The sequence below is a fragment of the Dinoroseobacter sp. S124A genome (genome assembly GCF_049801015.1).
Lineage (GTDB): Bacteria > Pseudomonadota > Alphaproteobacteria > Rhodobacterales > Rhodobacteraceae > Dinoroseobacter.
In genome coordinates, this window is the sequence record NZ_JBNAGD010000002.1 from 545,921 (window position 1) to 562,410 (window position 16,490).

The window sequence follows — 16,490 nt, forward strand, 5'->3', positions numbered from 1 at the left end:
TTGGAACAACGCGAGATGTCTGGCGCATTCAAAGCGCTTTGGGTGCGATTCTAGCGCTAAAATAAGCATGGGGCGTGACGCTGGCACGCTGGTCTGGGAGGACTGACATGAAATTCACCTTGTACGCGAGTGCTGCGGCGCTTGCTCTGTCGACGGGTATCGCCGGAGCCGGCGGGCATCTGGCCTTCACGCCGGGTGAGGGCGAGTTCAACTGGGAAAGCTACGAGGCGTTCGCGGCGGGCACGGATCTCGCCGGGCAGGACCTGTCGATCTTCGGGCCGTGGCTTGCGGGCGAAGCGGATGCGTTTTCGAACCTCGTGGCGTTTTTCAACGAGGCCACCGGGGCCAACGCGACCTATGTGGGCTCCGACAGCCTTGAGCAGCAGATCATGATCGACGCCGAGGCGGGCTCCGCCCCCGATCTGACGGTCTTCCCGCAGCCGGGTCTGGCCACCACCATGGCCGAGCGCGGGTTCCTGACACCGCTGCCTGCGGGCTCTGACGAGTGGATCCGCGACAACTACGCTGCCGGGCAGTCCTGGATCGATCTGGGGACCTATGCGGACGGCTCGGGTGCCGATCAGCTCTATGGCTTCTTCTTCAATGTGAACGTGAAGTCGCTGGTCTGGTACATCCCCGAGAACTTCGAGGATTTCGAGTATGATGTCCCCGAGACCATGGAAGAGTTCAAGGCGCTGATGGACCAGATGGTGTCCGACGGCCAGACGCCGCTCTGCGTCGGGCTGGGGTCGGGCGGGGCCACGGGCTGGCCTGCGACCGACTGGGTCGAGGATCTGATGCTGCGCACCCAGACGCCCGAGACCTATGACGCCTGGGTCTCCAACGAGATGCCCTTCGACGATCCGAAGGTGGTCGCGGCGATCGAGGAATATGGGAGTTTCACCCGCAATGACGACTACGTGGTCGGCAATGCGAATGACACTGCCTCGGTCGATTTCCGCGAGAGCCCGCTGGGCCTTTTTGCCTCGCCGCCCTCCTGCATGATGCACCGCCAGGCGAGCTTCATTCCCGCCTATTTCCCCGAAGGTACCGAGCTGGGTGAGGATGCGGATTTCTTCTACTTCCCGGCATTTGAGGAAAAAGACCTCGGCCGCCCGGTTCTGGGGGCAGGGACGCTCTTTGCGATCACCAACGAGAACCCGGCCGCGGGCGCGTTCATCGAATTCCTGAAAACGCCCTTCGCCCATGAGGTGATGATGGCGCAGGACGGCTTCCTGACTCCGTTCAAGGCGGCCAATCCCGCGGCCTATGCCAGCGACACCCTGCGCGGGCAGGGCGAGATCCTGACCAACGCCACGACTTTCCGCTTTGACGGCTCTGACCTGATGCCGGGCGGCGTGGGGGCAGGCACCTTCTGGACCGGCATGGTGGATTACTCCTCCGGTGCGAAAACGGCGGCTGAAGTGGCCTCCGAGATCCAGTCCTCCTGGGACGCGCTCAAGTAAGCGCAGGCAAGACAGGCGGGCCGTCCCACGGGGCGGCCTGCAACCCCACGGCATTCAGGAACAGGGGGAGCGGCCATGCATCCGGCCATTCAAGGAATTTTCACGATCATCATCGGCGTTGGCGGCTGTGTCGGCTATTTCTACTTTGCCAATCAGTTCCTCGACAGAGTGCTCTACCCGGCCAAGGGGCCGAATGCGGGGCGCAACATCAACCGCGCCAACCAGATCCGGCCCTGGATCTTCCTGTTCCCGGCGCTCTTCGTGCTGGCGCTCTATCTCGGCTATCCGGTGATTGAGACCCTGCGGCTCTCGCTGCTGGAACGGGTCCCGGGCGGCGGCTACCAGTGGGTCGGGCTCGACAATTACGCGCAAATGGCCTCGGAGCCAAAATTCTGGGAAGCCATGCGCAACAACATGTTCTGGCTGATCGTGGTGCCAGCGCTGTCCACGGCCTTTGGCCTCATCGCGGCCCAGCTGACCGACCGGATCAAATGGGGCAATATCGCCAAGTCGATCATCTTCATGCCCATGGCGATCAGCTTTGTCGGCGCCTCGGTGATCTGGAAACTGGTCTATGATGGCCGCCCGATCGAGCAGGAGCAGATCGGCATCCTGAACGCCTTCATCGTCTGGCTCGGCGGCGATCCGGTGACCTTCCTGACGATCCCGTTCTGGAACAATTTCTTCCTGATGATCGTGCTGGTCTGGGTGCAGACAGGGTTTGCCATGGTGATCCTCTCGGCGGCCTTGCGCGGCATTCCCGAAGAGACCATCGAGGCGGCCATCATCGACGGCGCCTCACCCTGGCAGATCTTTTTCAAGATCAAGGTGCCACAGATCATGCCCACGGTGGTGGTGGTCTGGACGACGATCACGCTCGTGGTGCTCAAGGTCTTCGACATCGTCTTTGCCATGACCAACGGACAATGGGAGACGCAGGTTCTGGCCAATTACATGTTCGACAAGCTGTTCCGCGCCAATGACTGGGGCGTCGGCTCGGCCAGTGCGATGGTGATCATGCTTCTGGTGACACCGATCCTGGTCTGGAACATCCACAGCGCGCGCAAGGAAATGCGCTGAGGCGCGGGGGGAGATCATGGACAATATCGCTGGAACCAAATCTTCGCTCACCTGGGCCGTGCATTTATCGGTCGTGGCCCTGGTGGTCCTGTGGCTGCTGCCGACCTTCGGGCTGTTCGTGTCGTCCTTCCGGACGGTGGAACAGATCTCTTCGAGCGGCTGGTGGAAATCCATGTTCCCGTCCGAGCAGAACATCACCCTGCGCGCGGCGGATCCGGATGACTTCCGGGTCCAGCAGGGGGATCTCTACGTGGTCGAGGGCAATCTCTTTGCCGATGAGGGCATCACCGATGCCGTGATCAGCGTCTGGGGCACGTCGAGCCGTAACATCGCCGCCTATACTGCGGGCGAGACGGCGGATCTGGGCGATGGCGAGACCATCACCGTGCAGTCGGATGGCGCCTATCTCTGGTCGGGCAATGATGACCAGATGGGCGGGCGCGGGCAGCGGGTCTTCGTGACCGCCACGACCCCGCCCGAGTTCACGCTCGACAATTATCACAACATGCTGCTGGACCCGAGCAATTCCGAGGGCATGGCGCGGGCCTTCTTCAACACGCTGACCGTGACCATTCCGGCGACGATCATCCCGATCCTCGTGGCGGCCTTCGCTGCCTATGCGCTGGCCTGGATGGAATTTCCGGGGCGCGCGCTCTTGATCGCGGTCATCGTCGGATTGCTGGTGGTGCCGCTGCAACTGGCGCTCATTCCACTGCTGACGCTGCACAACAATATCGGGATCGGCAAAGGGTATTTGGGCACATGGCTCGCCCATACGGGCTTTGGCATGCCGCTCGCGATCTATCTCTTGCGCAATTACATGGTGGGCCTGCCACGGGACATCATCGAGAACGCCAAGGTGGACGGGGCGACGGATTTCCAGATCTTCACCAAGATCGTCCTGCCGCTCAGCTTCCCGGCGTTGGCCTCTTTCGCGATCTTCCAGTTCCTCTGGACCTGGAATGACCTCCTGGTCGCCAAGGTGTTCCTGATCGACGCCACGGGCCAGACCACGGTCATGACCAACCAGATCGTCGAGCTTCTGGGCACAAGAGGCGGCAATTGGGAAATCCTCGCGACGGCGGCCTTCGTGTCGATCGCGGTGCCGCTTCTGGTCTTCTTCTCCATGCAACGTTTCCTCGTGCGCGGCCTCTTGGCCGGCTCGGTCAAGTAAGGAACCCCTTTCGATGAATGCAGTGGCACAAATGCGCGCGGCCAAGGGCCTTGCCGCCGACGCCGACTGGTGGCGCGGGGCTGTCATCTATCAGATCTATCCCCGCAGTTTTCAGGACAGCAATGGCGACGGGATCGGCGATCTTCTGGGGATCGTCGAGCGGATGCCTTATATCGCCTCGCTCGGGGTGGACGCGATCTGGATCAGCCCGTTCTTCACCTCGCCGATGAAGGATTTCGGCTATGATGTGAGCGATTACTGCGACGTGGATCCGATGTTCGGCACGCTCGCGGATTTCGACGCGGTGATCGAGACGGCCCATATCTATGGGCTGCGTGTGATGATCGACCTGGTGTTGAGCCATACCAGCGACCAGCATCCATGGTTCGCCGAAAGCCGCACGAGCCGCGACAACGACAAGGCCGACTGGTATGTCTGGGCCGACCCCAAGCCCGATGGCACGCCGCCCAATAACTGGCTGTCGATCTTTGGCGGGTCGGGCTGGCAATGGGATGCGCGGCGCTGCCAGTATTACCTGCACAACTTCCTGACCTCGCAGCCGGACCTGAACTTCCACTGCCGGGCTGTGCAGGACGCGCTTCTGGATGTGGGGCGGTTCTGGCTGGATCGCGGGGTGGATGGCTTCCGCCTCGACACGATCAATTTCTACACCCATGATGCAGAGCTGCGGGACAATCCGGCCCTGCCGCCCGAAGATCGCAATGATACGATCGCGCCGGCGGTGAACCCCTATAACCATCAGCGCCACCTCTATTCCAAGAACCAGCCTGAGAACCTCGATTTCCTCGCGCGCTTCCGCGGCATGATGGAGGAATACCCGGCCATTGCCGCCGTGGGCGAGGTGGGCGATGCGCAATACGGGCTGGAGATCCTCGGTCAGTACACCGCGGGCACCGAGGGCGTGCATATGTGCTACGCCTTTGAATTCCTCTCCAAGGAGGCCCTGACCGCGCCCCGCGTTGAGGAAGTGCTCAGCAAGGTCGCGGATGTGGCGGCCGAGGGCTGGGCCTGCTGGGCGTTTTCCAACCATGACGTGATGCGCCATGTGACCCGCTGGGACCTGACCCCGGGCGCGCAACGGGGGATCCTGACACTGCTCATGTGTCTGCGCGGCTCGGTCTGCCTGTACCAGGGCGAAGAGCTCGGCCTGCCCGAGGCGGACGTGGCCTTCGACGATCTGCAGGACCCGTACGGGATCGAGTTCTGGCCCGAATTCAAGGGCCGTGACGGCTGCCGGACGCCGATGGTCTGGCAGTCTGACAATCAGACGGGCGGCTTTTCCGCCACGCGGCCCTGGCTGCCGGTCTCGTCCGAGCACCTGAACATGGCCGTCTCGGCGCAGGAACACGCCCCCGACGCGGTGCTGCACCACTACCGCAAGGCGCTGGCCTTCCGGCGGAGCCACAAGGTGCTGGCCAAGGGCGCACTTTCGGGTCTGAACGCCGAGGGCGATGTCCTGAGCTTCCTGCGCGAAAGCGCCGAGGAGACGATTTTCTATGCGCTCAACATGAGCGACACACCCGGTGTGGTCGATCTGCCTGCGGGCAACTGGACCCAGATCGGGGCGGAACTGAATTCGGCGGGCACCAGCCCGGATGGCCGTGTGCATCTGGGGCCGTGGCAGCCCTGCATCGCGCTGAAAACAGCATAAACCAGCGCGGCTGGAATTTGAGAGGGAGGGGAGAATGGCAGATTTGAAGCTGACGGACGTGGCCAAGGCTTACGGCGACGTCAAGGTTCTGAGCAACATCAATCTGGACGTGCAGCAGGGCGAGCTGATCGTCTTTGTCGGGCCCTCGGGCTGCGGAAAGTCGACACTGCTGCGGATGATTGCGGGGCTGGAGAAGATCTCGGGCGGCACGCTGGAGATCGACAACACCGTTGTCAACGATGTGCCGCCCGCCCAGCGGGGCATCGCCATGGTGTTCCAGTCCTATGCGCTCTATCCCCATATGACCGTGCGCGAGAACATGTCCTTCGCCCTCAAGATCGCGAAGAAATCTCAGGAAGAGATCGACAGCGCCGTGGAGGCCGCCGCCGAGAAGCTGCAACTGGGCCAGTATCTCGACCGATTGCCCAAGGCCCTGTCCGGTGGTCAGCGACAGCGGGTCGCCATTGGCCGCTCGATTGTCCGGGATCCCAAGGTCTATCTTTTTGACGAGCCGCTCTCGAACCTTGACGCGGCCCTGCGGGTGGCGACACGGCTCGAGATCGCGCAACTCAAGGAGGCGATGCCCGAGAGCACGATGATCTATGTGACCCATGACCAGGTGGAGGCCATGACGCTCGCCACCCGGATCGTGGTGCTCGCCGGGGGTGGGATCGCGCAGGTGGGCTCACCGCTGGAGCTCTATGAGAAGCCCGAGAACGAGTTCGTGGCGCAGTTCATTGGCAGCCCCAAGATGAATCTGCTGCCGGGCACGATCACCGGAACGGGTGCGCAGACCACCATCGAGATGACCGGGGGCGGTGTGGCCGTGTCCAACTATCCGTCCGATGCGAGCCTGATGGGCGCCAGCGTGAATGTCGGCGTGCGCCCCGAGGACATGGTGGAGGCGACGGATACGTATCTCTTCGAGGGCAAGGTGGCGATCACCGAAGCGCTCGGCGAGGTGACGCTGCTCTATTTCGAAGCGCCCGCCGGGCAGGAGGCGAGCATCGCCAAGCTCCAGGGGATCCATAAGGACCTCAAGGGGCAGGTGACGCGGATGACGGCGGATCCCGCCAAGGTCCATGTGTTCAAGGATGGCGTCTCGCTGCTCTATCCCGACGGGCATCACGTTACCTTCGCGCCGCACTGAGCCGGCCGGTCCCGCGTTGGCGGGGCCGTTCGATTTGACAGAGTTCGTCGCCTGAGGGCGCGGTTGCTGCCCCATTCCTGCCACAGCCCCCCTACAGCCTGACCCGGTGCAGTTTTGACGCGAGGGGTCGGGCATGAAACAGGGAATTATGGCACTGGCTTGCGCGGCGCTTGTCGTCAGCGGCTGCGCGACGCCGCCCGAGAAGGTGCAGCGGAGCTTCATCTCGCCCAGCGTCTATGCCGGGTATAGCTGCCACGCGCTGACCGCCGAGCGCGCAGCGATCGAGGGCCATGTGCAAGAGCTTACGGCCCATCAGCGGAGCAAGGCGAATACGGACACGGCGGTGATGACCGTGGGGCTCGTGCTCTTCTGGCCCGCGCTTTTCGCGCTTTCTGCGGGGAAAGATTACGAAGCCGACCTGTCCATAGCCAAGGGCAAGCAAGATGCGGTGCTGAAGGCGGGGCAGAGCCTTGGGTGTTTCACCGGCTACGGCACGCAGTCCGAGATGCCGCCCACGCTGATGCAGCGCTTGCCGGAACGCGCCGGGGGCTTCCCGCCGCTCTGAGCCCATCGGGACGGTGATCCAAAGGAAAAGCCCCGCTCGCGCGGGGCTTTATTGTCTTTGTTCAGGGGGCGATGCCCCCACCGCGCCCTTGGGGCGCGGCCCCCCGACCCAGCGGCGCGGTCAGAGCAGGCTGGGCAACCAGAGCACGATGCCCGGGAAGGCGATCAGCACGGCCACGGTGATCACGTCCGCCACGAAGAAGGGGGAGGCGCCGCGGAACACATCTTGGACCGAGATCGGCAGCTTGTTGTCTTGGGCAACACCAGCCACCACGAAGCAGTTGAGGCCAATGGGCGGTGTGATCAAACAGAGCTCCGCCATTTTCACCACGATGATCCCGAACCAGATCGCGCACTCCTCGGCGGTCATGCCAAGGGCCGCGGCCTCTCGGGTGACATCCGGGCCGCCGTTCAGGGCGATCACCGCCGGGAAGGTCACGGGCAGGGTCAGGATCAGCATCCCAATGGCATCCATGAACATCCCGAGGATCACATAGGCGCCGAGGATCATCAGCAGGATCAGGTAGGGCGATTGATCGAGCGACCCGATCCAATCGGCAAAGGTCTCGGGCAGTTTGGCAAAGCCGAGGAAGCGGACATAGATCAGCACGCCCCAGATCATGGTGAAGATCATCACCGTCAGCTTGGCGGCCTCCATCAGCGCGCCCTTGAGCTGCCCCCAGCGCAGGCCCTGCCAGAGCGCCATGAGCAGGACGACAAAGGCCCCGAGGGCGCCTGCCTCGGTGGGTGTCGCCCATCCGAAATAGATCGAATAAACGATGATGAAGACGACAAACAGGATGGGCAGCGCGCCGGGCAAGGCCGAGAAGCGCTCGCCCCAGGTGAAGCCGCCGACCGGCGGGCCCAGATCCTTGCGGTAACGCGCGAGGCCAATCACCAGCCCGGCATAAATGATTGCCGAAACCGCACCGGGCAAAAAGCCCGCCAGCAGCAGCTTGCCCACGGATTGCTCGACGATGATCGCGTAGATGACGAGGATGGCCGAGGGTGGGATCAGCGAGGCGAGGGTGCCGCCTGCGGCCACCACGCCCGCGGCAAAGCGCTTGTCATAGCCGAGCTTGAGCATCTCCGGGATGGCGATGCGGGCAAACACTGCCGAGGTGGCGACGGAGGCGCCGGACACTGCTGCGAACCCCGCAGTCGCAAAGACCGTCGCGACGCCCAGCCCGCCGGGCAACCAGCCGACCCAGCGCTTGGCCGCCTCGAACAGGAAGCGGGTCAGTCCCGCATAATACGCCAGATACCCGATCAGGATGAATGTCGGGATGAGCGACAGGCTGTAGGTTGTTGATTTCGAATGAGGAACCTGCCCGGCAAGTTTCATCGCCGTCACGAGGCCCCGGTCGAAGCCCTGTTTCTCCATGAAGAAGATGCACAGGCCAACGAACCCGATAAACGCGGTGGCAAACGCGACGCGCACGCCGATCAGCACCAGTAAAACCAGAAGCCCGCTCAGCCACAGAGAGACATTAAAAATATCAATGCCATCCAGCAGGGCTTTCATGTCAATGAGATCATCCATCGACGGTCTTCGCTTCCTTGTTGGCCTGAGTGAAGGCGTCCTCGATCAGAGGCACGGCGACGGGGTACCGCTCATTCCGGCGGAAGGCCCGGGCGAAGCCCCAGATCTGCAGCACCAGACGACACCAAAGCAACGCCAGCGAGATCGGCACGATCAACTTGGCGGGCCAGAGTGGCAGGGCGATATCGATCGAGCTGTCCCGGCTCCAGAGCGGCGCGGCAAAATCGAAGCTGCGCTCAAAGTGAAACCAGGTGCCATAGATCAGCGCCGTGGTGAGCAGCAGCATGAAGATGCAGGACAAACATTCGGCAAACCAAAGGGTTCGCCCGCGCAGTTGACCCACGACGATATCCATGCGGATATGGCCGCCCTCCCGTTGGCAGAAGGCCAGACCGAGAAAGGCGAAGGTGGCCATGAACTGTTCGGTCCAGTCCACATAGCCGGGCACGGGCGCGCTGAAGAACTTGCGGCCCAGCACGTTATAGACGGCGAGCACCACGAGGGCGAAGATGACGACACCGCCGAGCAGGTTCATCACGGATTCCAGCCGCAAGAGCGCACGATCCGCACGGGACAGGCCGGTTTCGTCGGTTAAGACGGAACTTGAAGACATGGGGGCAACTTTCGAAAAAGGCTCCGGAAATCCCGGAGCCTTTCAGGTCAGATGGAGGTCAGTTGGACATCCGCTTCTTCTCGAGTGTGCTCAGCACCAGATCATAGAGCTCCTGTCCCGGAATGCCCTGATCGGTCATGGTCTGGATCCACTCCTGATGGAGCGGCAGCGCCACTTCGCGGAACTTGGCGATCTCGGCCTCATCCACGGTGATCTTCTGGACCTCTTTCTCGGCCAGAACCTCTTCCCACTTGTTCAGAAGCTCGCCGTAATTCGCCAGATAGTGGTCGATGGCGCCCGCGACGGACTCGTCGAGGATCGCGCGGTGCTCATCACTCAGGTCGTCATAGGCGTCGGTGTTCACCACAACCGGGCAGTTGACCGTGCCGGGGTTCAGGTTTTCGGTCCACCAATCGGCAATGTCGATGGTGCGGAAGGACAGATGCGCGTGCTGCGCAAAGGCCACCGTGTCCACCACGCCGGATTCCATCGCATTATAGGCTTCCGACGAGGTCACCGAGGTCGGCACCGCGCCCACCTTTTCGAAGGCCTGACCAAGGCCACCCGTGGCGCGGACCCGCATACCGTCGAAATCGGCGAGCTTGTCGCGCGCATTGCCGGTGCCGGCAATGTTGTATTGCGGCATGGGTGAGGTCATCAGCAGCTTGGCATTCCAGCGCCCGAGATCGGCCTGCACCGCCGGATGGTCATAGACCGCGTGGCTGACTGCCACCTCCTCTTCGAGGTTGGCCACCCCGAGGAAGGGCAGCTCCAGCACCGTGATGGTCGGGTTCTTGTCCCGGTGATAGCCCGCGCAGAACTGGGCCATCTCGAAGGCGCCGATCGAGATCCCGTCGAGGTTCTCGCGGTTCTTGGACAGACCGCCATAGCTGATATTCATTGTGAACTCGCCGCCGGACTTCTCTTCGACCAGCTCGGCAAGCTTGTGGATATGCTCGGTAAAGGCACGGCGGGTGCCCCAGACGGATACGTTCCACTCGGTGGCCAGCGCCTCGCCCACAAAGGTCAGAGACAGCCCCGCGATCACGGTGCTCTTCAAAAGCGTTTTCATGTTTTCTCTCCCTGGGTGCAAATCTAAGGTTTGCTGGCACAGACCGTAGCTGTCCACGCGGCGAGGTCCAACACAAAAAACAGGGAGGTCCCATGGCAGCGCCAGAGAACAGATTGAAGAGCGCATTGTTGCGGGGCGAGACGCAAATCGGGCTCTGGCTCGGCTTTGGCTCGCCGACCGTGGCGGAACTCGCGGCGGGCTGCGGATTCGACTGGTGCCTGGTGGATGGAGAGCATTCGCCAAATGACCCCGGGGACATGATCGCCCAGTTCCGCGCCTTGGCCAGTGGCGGCGACAGCCATGCCATCGCCCGGGTGCCCGTGGGCGAGACATGGGTGCTCAAGCGCGTGCTCGATCTCGGGGTGCAGACGGTCATGGTGCCCATGGTCGAAAGCGCGGCCCAAGCCCGGCAGGTGGCTGAGGCCATGCGCTATCCGCCCGAGGGCGTGCGGGGCAATGGCGCTGCGCTGGCGCGCGCCTCGGGCTATTCCCTGAACCAGGATTACGTGGAGACCGCGAACGCCCAGATTTGCACAATCGCCCAGATCGAGAGCCGCGACGCGGTGGCGGCGATCCCGGAGATTGCCGCCGTGGACGGGATCGACGTGCTGTTCATCGGCCCCGCCGATCTTGCGGCGGATATGGGGTATACCGGTCAGTCCGGTGTGCCGGAGGTCGAGGCGGTCATGGCCGAGGCGCTGGCCGCCATCGATGCGGCGGGCAAGGTGCCGGGCATCCTGTCCTTCTCCGCCGAAAGGGTTGCGCGCTATGCCGCCCTGGGGGCGCGTTTTATCGGGGTGGGGGCGGATGTGACCGCGCTGGCTGGCGCGCTGCGCAGCCTGTCGGCCGACACGCGCGCGCTTTTGCCCAAAGCCTAGTCGTTGCGGCATCTTCGGGGCGGCGTGCCCCCTGCGACAGGGCGCGCCCCTTGTCCCTCGGGCCGATCCATGCGAGGGGGACGTGCCTAACGAAGACCCCGACAGGAGTGCGTGATGGAGATTCGCGAGGCCCTCACTTTCGACGATGTGCTGCTGGTACCCGGCGCCAGCTCCGTGCTGCCCTCCGAGGCGGACACCCGCACCATGGTGACCAAGTCGATTGCCCTGAACATTCCCCTGCTGAGCTCGGCCATGGATACGGTGACCGAGGCGCGGATGGCGATCGCCATGGCGCAGGTCGGTGGCATGGGAGTGCTGCACCGCAATCTCAGCGTGGATGAGCAGCAAAATCAGGTTCGGCAGGTCAAACGCTTTGAATCCGGGGTGGTCTATAACCCGGTGACCCTGCGCCCGGATCAGACGCTGGCTGATGCCAAGGCGCTGATGGATCGCTACAAGATCACCGGTTTCCCGGTTGTGGATGAGCGTCGCCGCGTGCTGGGGATCGTGACCAATCGCGACATGCGGTTTGCCAGCGATGACAACACGCCTGTCTCTGTGATGATGACGTCGGACAATCTTGCCATTCTGCGCGAGCCTGCGGATCTGGCCGAGGCCAAATCGCTAATGCATGCGCGGCGGATCGAGAAGCTTCTGGTGCTGGACGGCGATGGGACGCTGACCGGGCTGCTGACGATCAAGGATATCGAGCAGGCCGTGCTGAACCCCAATGCCTGCAAGGATGAGCTGGGCCGTTTGCGCGTGGCGGCTGCCACGACCGTGGGCGATGCCGGGTTCGAGCGCTCACAGGCGCTGGTCGAGGCGGGCGTGGATCTGATCATTATCGACACGGCCCATGGTCATTCCGCGGGCGTGGCCAAGGCGGTAGAGCGGGCCAAGACCCTGTCGAACTCCGTGCAGGTCGTGGCAGGCAACGTGGCCACGGGCGAAGCGACCCGGGCTCTGATCGATGCGGGTGCTGACGCGGTCAAGGTCGGGATCGGCCCGGGCTCAATCTGCACCACGCGGATCGTCGCCGGTGTTGGTGTGCCCCAGCTCACCGCGATCATGGATTGCGCCAAGGCCGCCGAGGCCACGGGCACGCCGGTCATCGCCGATGGCGGTATCAAATTTTCGGGCGACTTCGCCAAGGCCATCGCCGCAGGCGCCCATTGCGCCATGGTCGGCAGCATGATCGCGGGCACCGATGAAAGCCCGGGCGAAGTGATCCTCTATCAGGGACGTTCCTTCAAATCCTATCGCGGCATGGGCTCCCTCGGGGCCATGGCGCGCGGCTCGGCGGATCGGTACTTCCAGAAGGACGCGGCCTCCGACAAGCTTGTGCCCGAAGGGATCGAGGGACAGGTGCCCTATAAGGGCTCCGCGGGCGCGGTGGTTCACCAACTCGTGGGCGGTCTGCGGGCCGCGATGGGCTATACCGGGGCGGCGACCGTGGCCGAGATGCGCACGCAAGCGCAATTCGTACGGATCACCGGTTCGGGCCTCAAGGAGAGCCATGTCCATGATGTGCAGATCACCCGCGAGAGCCCGAATTACCGGATGGGTTGACCCATGACACCCGCTGCGCGCGTCGCGGCTGCGATCGAGGTGCTCGACGCGGTGCTGGAAGGTCAGCCCGCCGAGCAGGCGCTCAGCCAATGGGGCCGCGCGCACCGCTTCGCCGGGTCCAAGGATCGGGCCGCGCTCCGCGATCTGGTCTTCGCCGCTCTCCGGCGGCGGGCGAGCTACGGGGCGCGTGGCGGGGCGCTGACCGGACGCGGCCTGATGATCGGGCATTGCGTGGCGGGACACGCCTCACTTGACGCAGTCTTCAGTGGCGAGGGGTATGCGCCCGCGCCGCTCTCCGAGCTGGAGCGGGGCAGGGTGCGCGCTGAGCCGGACCTGTCCCGGAGCGATCTGTGCGATATGCCCGATTGGATCCTGTCGCAGCTCGATGCGGCTTATGGGGCCGAGGCGGACCAGATCTGTCTTGCGCTGCGGGATCGCGCACCGCTCGACCTGCGGGTCAACGGGCGCAAGGGGGATATGGCGGATGCGCAGGAGCAGCTCGCCGCAGAGGGCATCACCGCCGAGCCGGTCGGCGGCGTTCCCGGCGCACTGCGGGTTGGCGACGGCGCGCGCCGTGTCGCCCAGAGTGCTGCGTATCGGGACGGTCTGGTGGAGATCCAGGATGCCGCGTCCCAAGCGGCCGTGTTGGAGACACCGGTGCCCGATGCGGGCCGCATTCTGGATTATTGCGCTGGCGGCGGTGGCAAGGCCCTGGCCCTTGCCGCATGCAGCGACGCCGAGGTCCAAGTCCATGACATTGCCCCCGCGCGGATGAAGGACATACCCGCGCGGGCTGCGCGGGCGGGGGTCGACCTGCCAGTCTGGCAAGCGGGGCAGGGCGGGTTCGACCTTGTCTTTTGCGATGCGCCTTGCAGTGGCAGCGGCACTTGGCGTCGCGCGCCCGAGGCCAAATGGGGGCTGACGCCGGAACGGCTCGCGGGCTATGTCGCGGCCCAGCAGGATGTGCTGCGCACCGCGCTTCCCCTGCTGCGTCCCGGCGGCGTGCTGGTATATGCGACCTGCTCGATTTTGCCCGTCGAAAATGCCGATCAAGTGGGCTGGATGGCCGAAACCTGTCCAGCGGCGCGGCTGCGCAGGCAGGCGCAACTGTTGCCCAACGCCCCGGGAGACGGGTTTTTCTACGCCATATTCGATGTTTGAGTCATGGTTGAAACAACCAAAGGTTGAAACTGTTACGGTGTTAAGCCAAGCTTAAGTCCAAGCGATCAAGACTGCGCGTACAGGTGATCCGGAGGACAGGGTGAGCGATCAGACGCTGGAAAGTCAGAGATTTGCGGGCGAGACGTCGTCGGCGATCCGCGAGGCTGCTGTACTTCTCGGGGCGGCGGTCGTGACCTCCGGTCTCGCGGTCATCCTGCAGGATCCGACGGTCAAGCTGTCCCTTGCGGTCTCGGCGGTCACGCTCGTGGCGCTGCTGATCCTGCTGCAGATCCGGCGACGGATGAACCGGGCGCGCCTCGATCCGAAGCTTGTGGGGCTGTTCACCTTTCTGGAAGGGGATTCAAGCCCGTCGGTCGTGCTCGACGCGCATCAGCAGGTGCTGTGGATGAACGCTGCGGCCAAGGCGTATTTTCCGAACGCGCAGGAGCTTGGACTGGTTTCAGCCCTTCAGGCCACGGTCCCCGAAAGCGCGGCCTTGCTGCGTCGGTTGCGGCGGGGGCTCGATCAGGCCGCCATGAGTGTCGAGGACGCGGTCACCCGGCGTGGTCATGCGCGGTTCGTTCTACGGAAATATGCCTATGGCCAGATGCTCTTCCGGGTGGAAGCGCTGGCCTCCCGCGATGGCGCGAGCTCTGGTTCCGTATCGATCCCGGTTTTGTCGGTCTCAAAATCAGGCACGGTTCTGTCGATGAACGAGGCGCTACGACGGATGATCGGCGGGCGGGCCCGCGATCTGAATGCGGTCTTCGTTGTGCCGCCCGCCGCCGAGGTAAGCACGGCCGAGGTGATTACACCCGATGGTAATGTCCCGGTCTATCTGCACCAGACGGAGCTGACGGCCGGGCGGCGTGAGATAGCGCTTCTGCCGATGCAACGTCTGACCAGCACCCATGACATGAATATGGGGCTTGAGGAACTGCCCGTGGCGGTGATGAAGCTCGGCCCCCAAGGGGAGGTTCTGCAGGCCAATGCCCATGCGCGGGCCTTGCTCAACATCGAAGGACAGGTGGACGATATCAATTTCGTCGATCTGGTCACCGGGCTCGGGCGTTCCGTCCGCAGCTGGATCGAGGAGGCGCTGCATGCGCCCCTGTCGCTGCAGCCCGAAGTCCTGCGCGTGAAGGAAGGCACCGAGGAGAGCTTTTTGCAGGTGACCTTGATGCGGTCGCAAAGTGCCGAAGGGCCCATCCTGACGGCGGTTCTGCATGACGCAACCGAGCTCAAGACGCTCGAGGCGCAATTCGTGCAAAGCCAGAAGATGCAGGCCATTGGCCAGCTCGCGGGCGGTGTGGCCCATGACTTCAACAACCTTCTCACGGCGATTTCGGGGCATTGCGACCTGCTGTTGCTGCGCCATGATCAGGGGGATCCGGAGTATGGCGATCTCGTGCAGATCAACCAGAATGCGAACCGCGCTGCGAGCCTTGTCGGGCAGTTGCTGGCCTTTTCCCGCAAGCAGACATTGCAACCGGAACTGATCGATCTGCGCGATACGCTCTCGGATCTCACACATCTGCTCAACCGGCTTGTGGGCGAGAAAGTGACCCTGACCTTGATGAACGAGCCGGATCTCAGCCCGATGCGGGCCGATAAACGGCAGCTTGAGCAGGTTTTGATGAACCTTGTGGTCAATGCGCGGGATGCGATGCCGGATGGGGGTGAGATTACCATCGAGGCCCGCGCGGTCGAGTTGGATGCGCCCATGATGCGCGGTCGGGTGACCTTGCCCGCCGGGGACTACGCCTGTGTAACCGTGACGGATCAGGGCATCGGCATCCCGCAAGACAAGCTCAGCAAGATTTTCGAGCCTTTCTACACCACCAAGCGTACCGGGGAGGGCACGGGGCTCGGTCTCTCGACGGCCTACGGGATCGTCAAGCAGTCCGGCGGCTTCATCTTCGCCGAAAGCGTGGTGGGCAAAGGCACGGCGTTCGAGATCTACTTTCCGGCCTATCACGGCCAGAGCCTCCCGGTTGCAGAGACTGCGACCGTGGCGCCCGATCGACCCTCTGCGACGGGGGACGGCATCGTGCTTCTCGTGGAGGATGAGGCACCGGTGCGCGCCTTCGCGGCCAGAGCGCTGCGTCTCAACGGGTTCACCGTACTCGAAGCGGAATGCGCGGAAACAGCATTGGAGCTGCTTGAGAACCCGGCGCTCGAAGTGGACCTCTTCGTGACGGATGTGATCATGCCGGGGCTGGATGGCCCAAGTTGGGTGCGGCGCGCCCTGATCGACCGCCCGGGCATTCCCGTTGTCTTCGTGTCCGGCTATGCCGAAGACCTGTTGTCTGACGATGAAGAGCGGATCCCGAATTCGGTGTTCCTGCCCAAGCCGTTCTCTCTCAAACAGCTGATTGCCACGGTGCAAGCCCAGTTTGATGCGCCGTCGATCTCAGCTCCACTGAAGGATGCCGTTTAAGGGGGGGCTGTGACCTCCCGTCACCCGATCGGGAAACCCTTTCTTAACCAAATTCCGAAATTCTTGGATGGTTAAGATTTGCCTTGAAATGTTCCTACTTCGGTCTCA

The 16,490-nt window shown here is 63.4% G+C and carries 13 protein-coding genes; 10 read left to right on the forward strand and 3 right to left on the reverse strand.

Annotated features, from left to right (window positions below; translation table 11 throughout):
- Positions 1-107 precede the first annotated feature (107 nt).
- From ACP15I_RS07550 to ACP15I_RS07575, 6 genes are all read left to right on the forward strand, one after another.
- Positions 108-1,466, forward strand: a complete 1,359-nt coding sequence (locus tag ACP15I_RS07550; RefSeq protein ID WP_424974577.1) for an ABC transporter substrate-binding protein — start codon at positions 108-110, stop codon at positions 1,464-1,466.
- Between the two features lie 75 nt (positions 1,467-1,541).
- Entirely contained in the window at positions 1,542-2,546 is a 1,005-nt protein-coding gene (locus ACP15I_RS07555) for a carbohydrate ABC transporter permease (RefSeq protein WP_424967679.1), read from the forward strand.
- Positions 2,547-2,562: 16 nt separating this feature from the next.
- A complete protein-coding gene (locus ACP15I_RS07560; protein ID WP_424974578.1) occupies positions 2,563-3,720 on the forward strand; it encodes a carbohydrate ABC transporter permease in 1,158 nt (385 codons plus the stop codon).
- Positions 3,721-3,733: 13 nt separating this feature from the next.
- Positions 3,734-5,392: an alpha-glucosidase gene (locus ACP15I_RS07565; protein WP_424974579.1), complete on the forward strand. Its 1,659-nt coding sequence runs from the start codon at positions 3,734-3,736 to the stop codon at positions 5,390-5,392.
- Between the two features lie 34 nt (positions 5,393-5,426).
- Positions 5,427-6,542, forward strand: a complete 1,116-nt coding sequence (locus tag ACP15I_RS07570; RefSeq protein ID WP_424974581.1) for an ABC transporter ATP-binding protein — start codon at positions 5,427-5,429, stop codon at positions 6,540-6,542.
- Positions 6,543-6,675: 133 nt separating this feature from the next.
- The gene (locus ACP15I_RS07575) at positions 6,676-7,107 is read left to right on the forward strand and encodes a hypothetical protein (RefSeq protein WP_424974582.1); all 432 of its coding nucleotides are present in this window, start codon (positions 6,676-6,678) and stop codon (positions 7,105-7,107) included.
- A 120-nt stretch (positions 7,108-7,227) separates the two neighbouring features.
- Here the strand turns inward: ACP15I_RS07575 and ACP15I_RS07580 are convergent, their stop codons facing one another.
- The 3 genes from ACP15I_RS07580 to ACP15I_RS07590 are packed head-to-tail and all read right to left on the reverse strand — an operon-like array spanning position 7,228 to position 10,334.
- A complete protein-coding gene (locus ACP15I_RS07580) occupies positions 7,228-8,610 on the reverse strand; it encodes a TRAP transporter large permease (protein WP_424974626.1) in 1,383 nt (460 codons plus the stop codon).
- 31 nt (positions 8,611-8,641) lie between these two features.
- Positions 8,642-9,262, reverse strand: a complete 621-nt coding sequence (locus ACP15I_RS07585) for a TRAP transporter small permease subunit (RefSeq protein ID WP_424974583.1) — start codon at positions 9,260-9,262, stop codon at positions 8,642-8,644.
- A 58-nt stretch (positions 9,263-9,320) separates the two neighbouring features.
- Positions 9,321-10,334 (reverse strand): C4-dicarboxylate TRAP transporter substrate-binding protein, encoded by a 1,014-nt coding sequence (locus ACP15I_RS07590; RefSeq protein ID WP_424974584.1) that lies wholly within the window; start codon positions 10,332-10,334, stop codon positions 9,321-9,323.
- Between the two features lie 92 nt (positions 10,335-10,426).
- On the opposite strand from ACP15I_RS07590, the gene ACP15I_RS07595 reads away from it, so the two are divergent.
- From ACP15I_RS07595 to ACP15I_RS07610, 4 genes are all read left to right on the forward strand, one after another.
- Entirely contained in the window at positions 10,427-11,212 is a 786-nt protein-coding gene (locus ACP15I_RS07595; RefSeq protein WP_424974585.1) for an HpcH/HpaI aldolase family protein, read from the forward strand.
- 114 nt (positions 11,213-11,326) lie between these two features.
- Entirely contained in the window at positions 11,327-12,781 is a 1,455-nt protein-coding gene (gene guaB, locus ACP15I_RS07600) for an IMP dehydrogenase (RefSeq protein WP_424967687.1), read from the forward strand.
- A 3-nt stretch (positions 12,782-12,784) separates the two neighbouring features.
- The gene (locus ACP15I_RS07605) at positions 12,785-13,942 is read left to right on the forward strand and encodes an RsmB/NOP family class I SAM-dependent RNA methyltransferase (RefSeq protein ID WP_424974587.1); all 1,158 of its coding nucleotides are present in this window, start codon (positions 12,785-12,787) and stop codon (positions 13,940-13,942) included.
- Positions 13,943-14,042: 100 nt separating this feature from the next.
- Positions 14,043-16,382 (forward strand): ATP-binding protein, encoded by a 2,340-nt coding sequence (locus ACP15I_RS07610; RefSeq protein ID WP_424974588.1) that lies wholly within the window; start codon positions 14,043-14,045, stop codon positions 16,380-16,382.
- Positions 16,383-16,490: the final 108 nt, after the last annotated feature.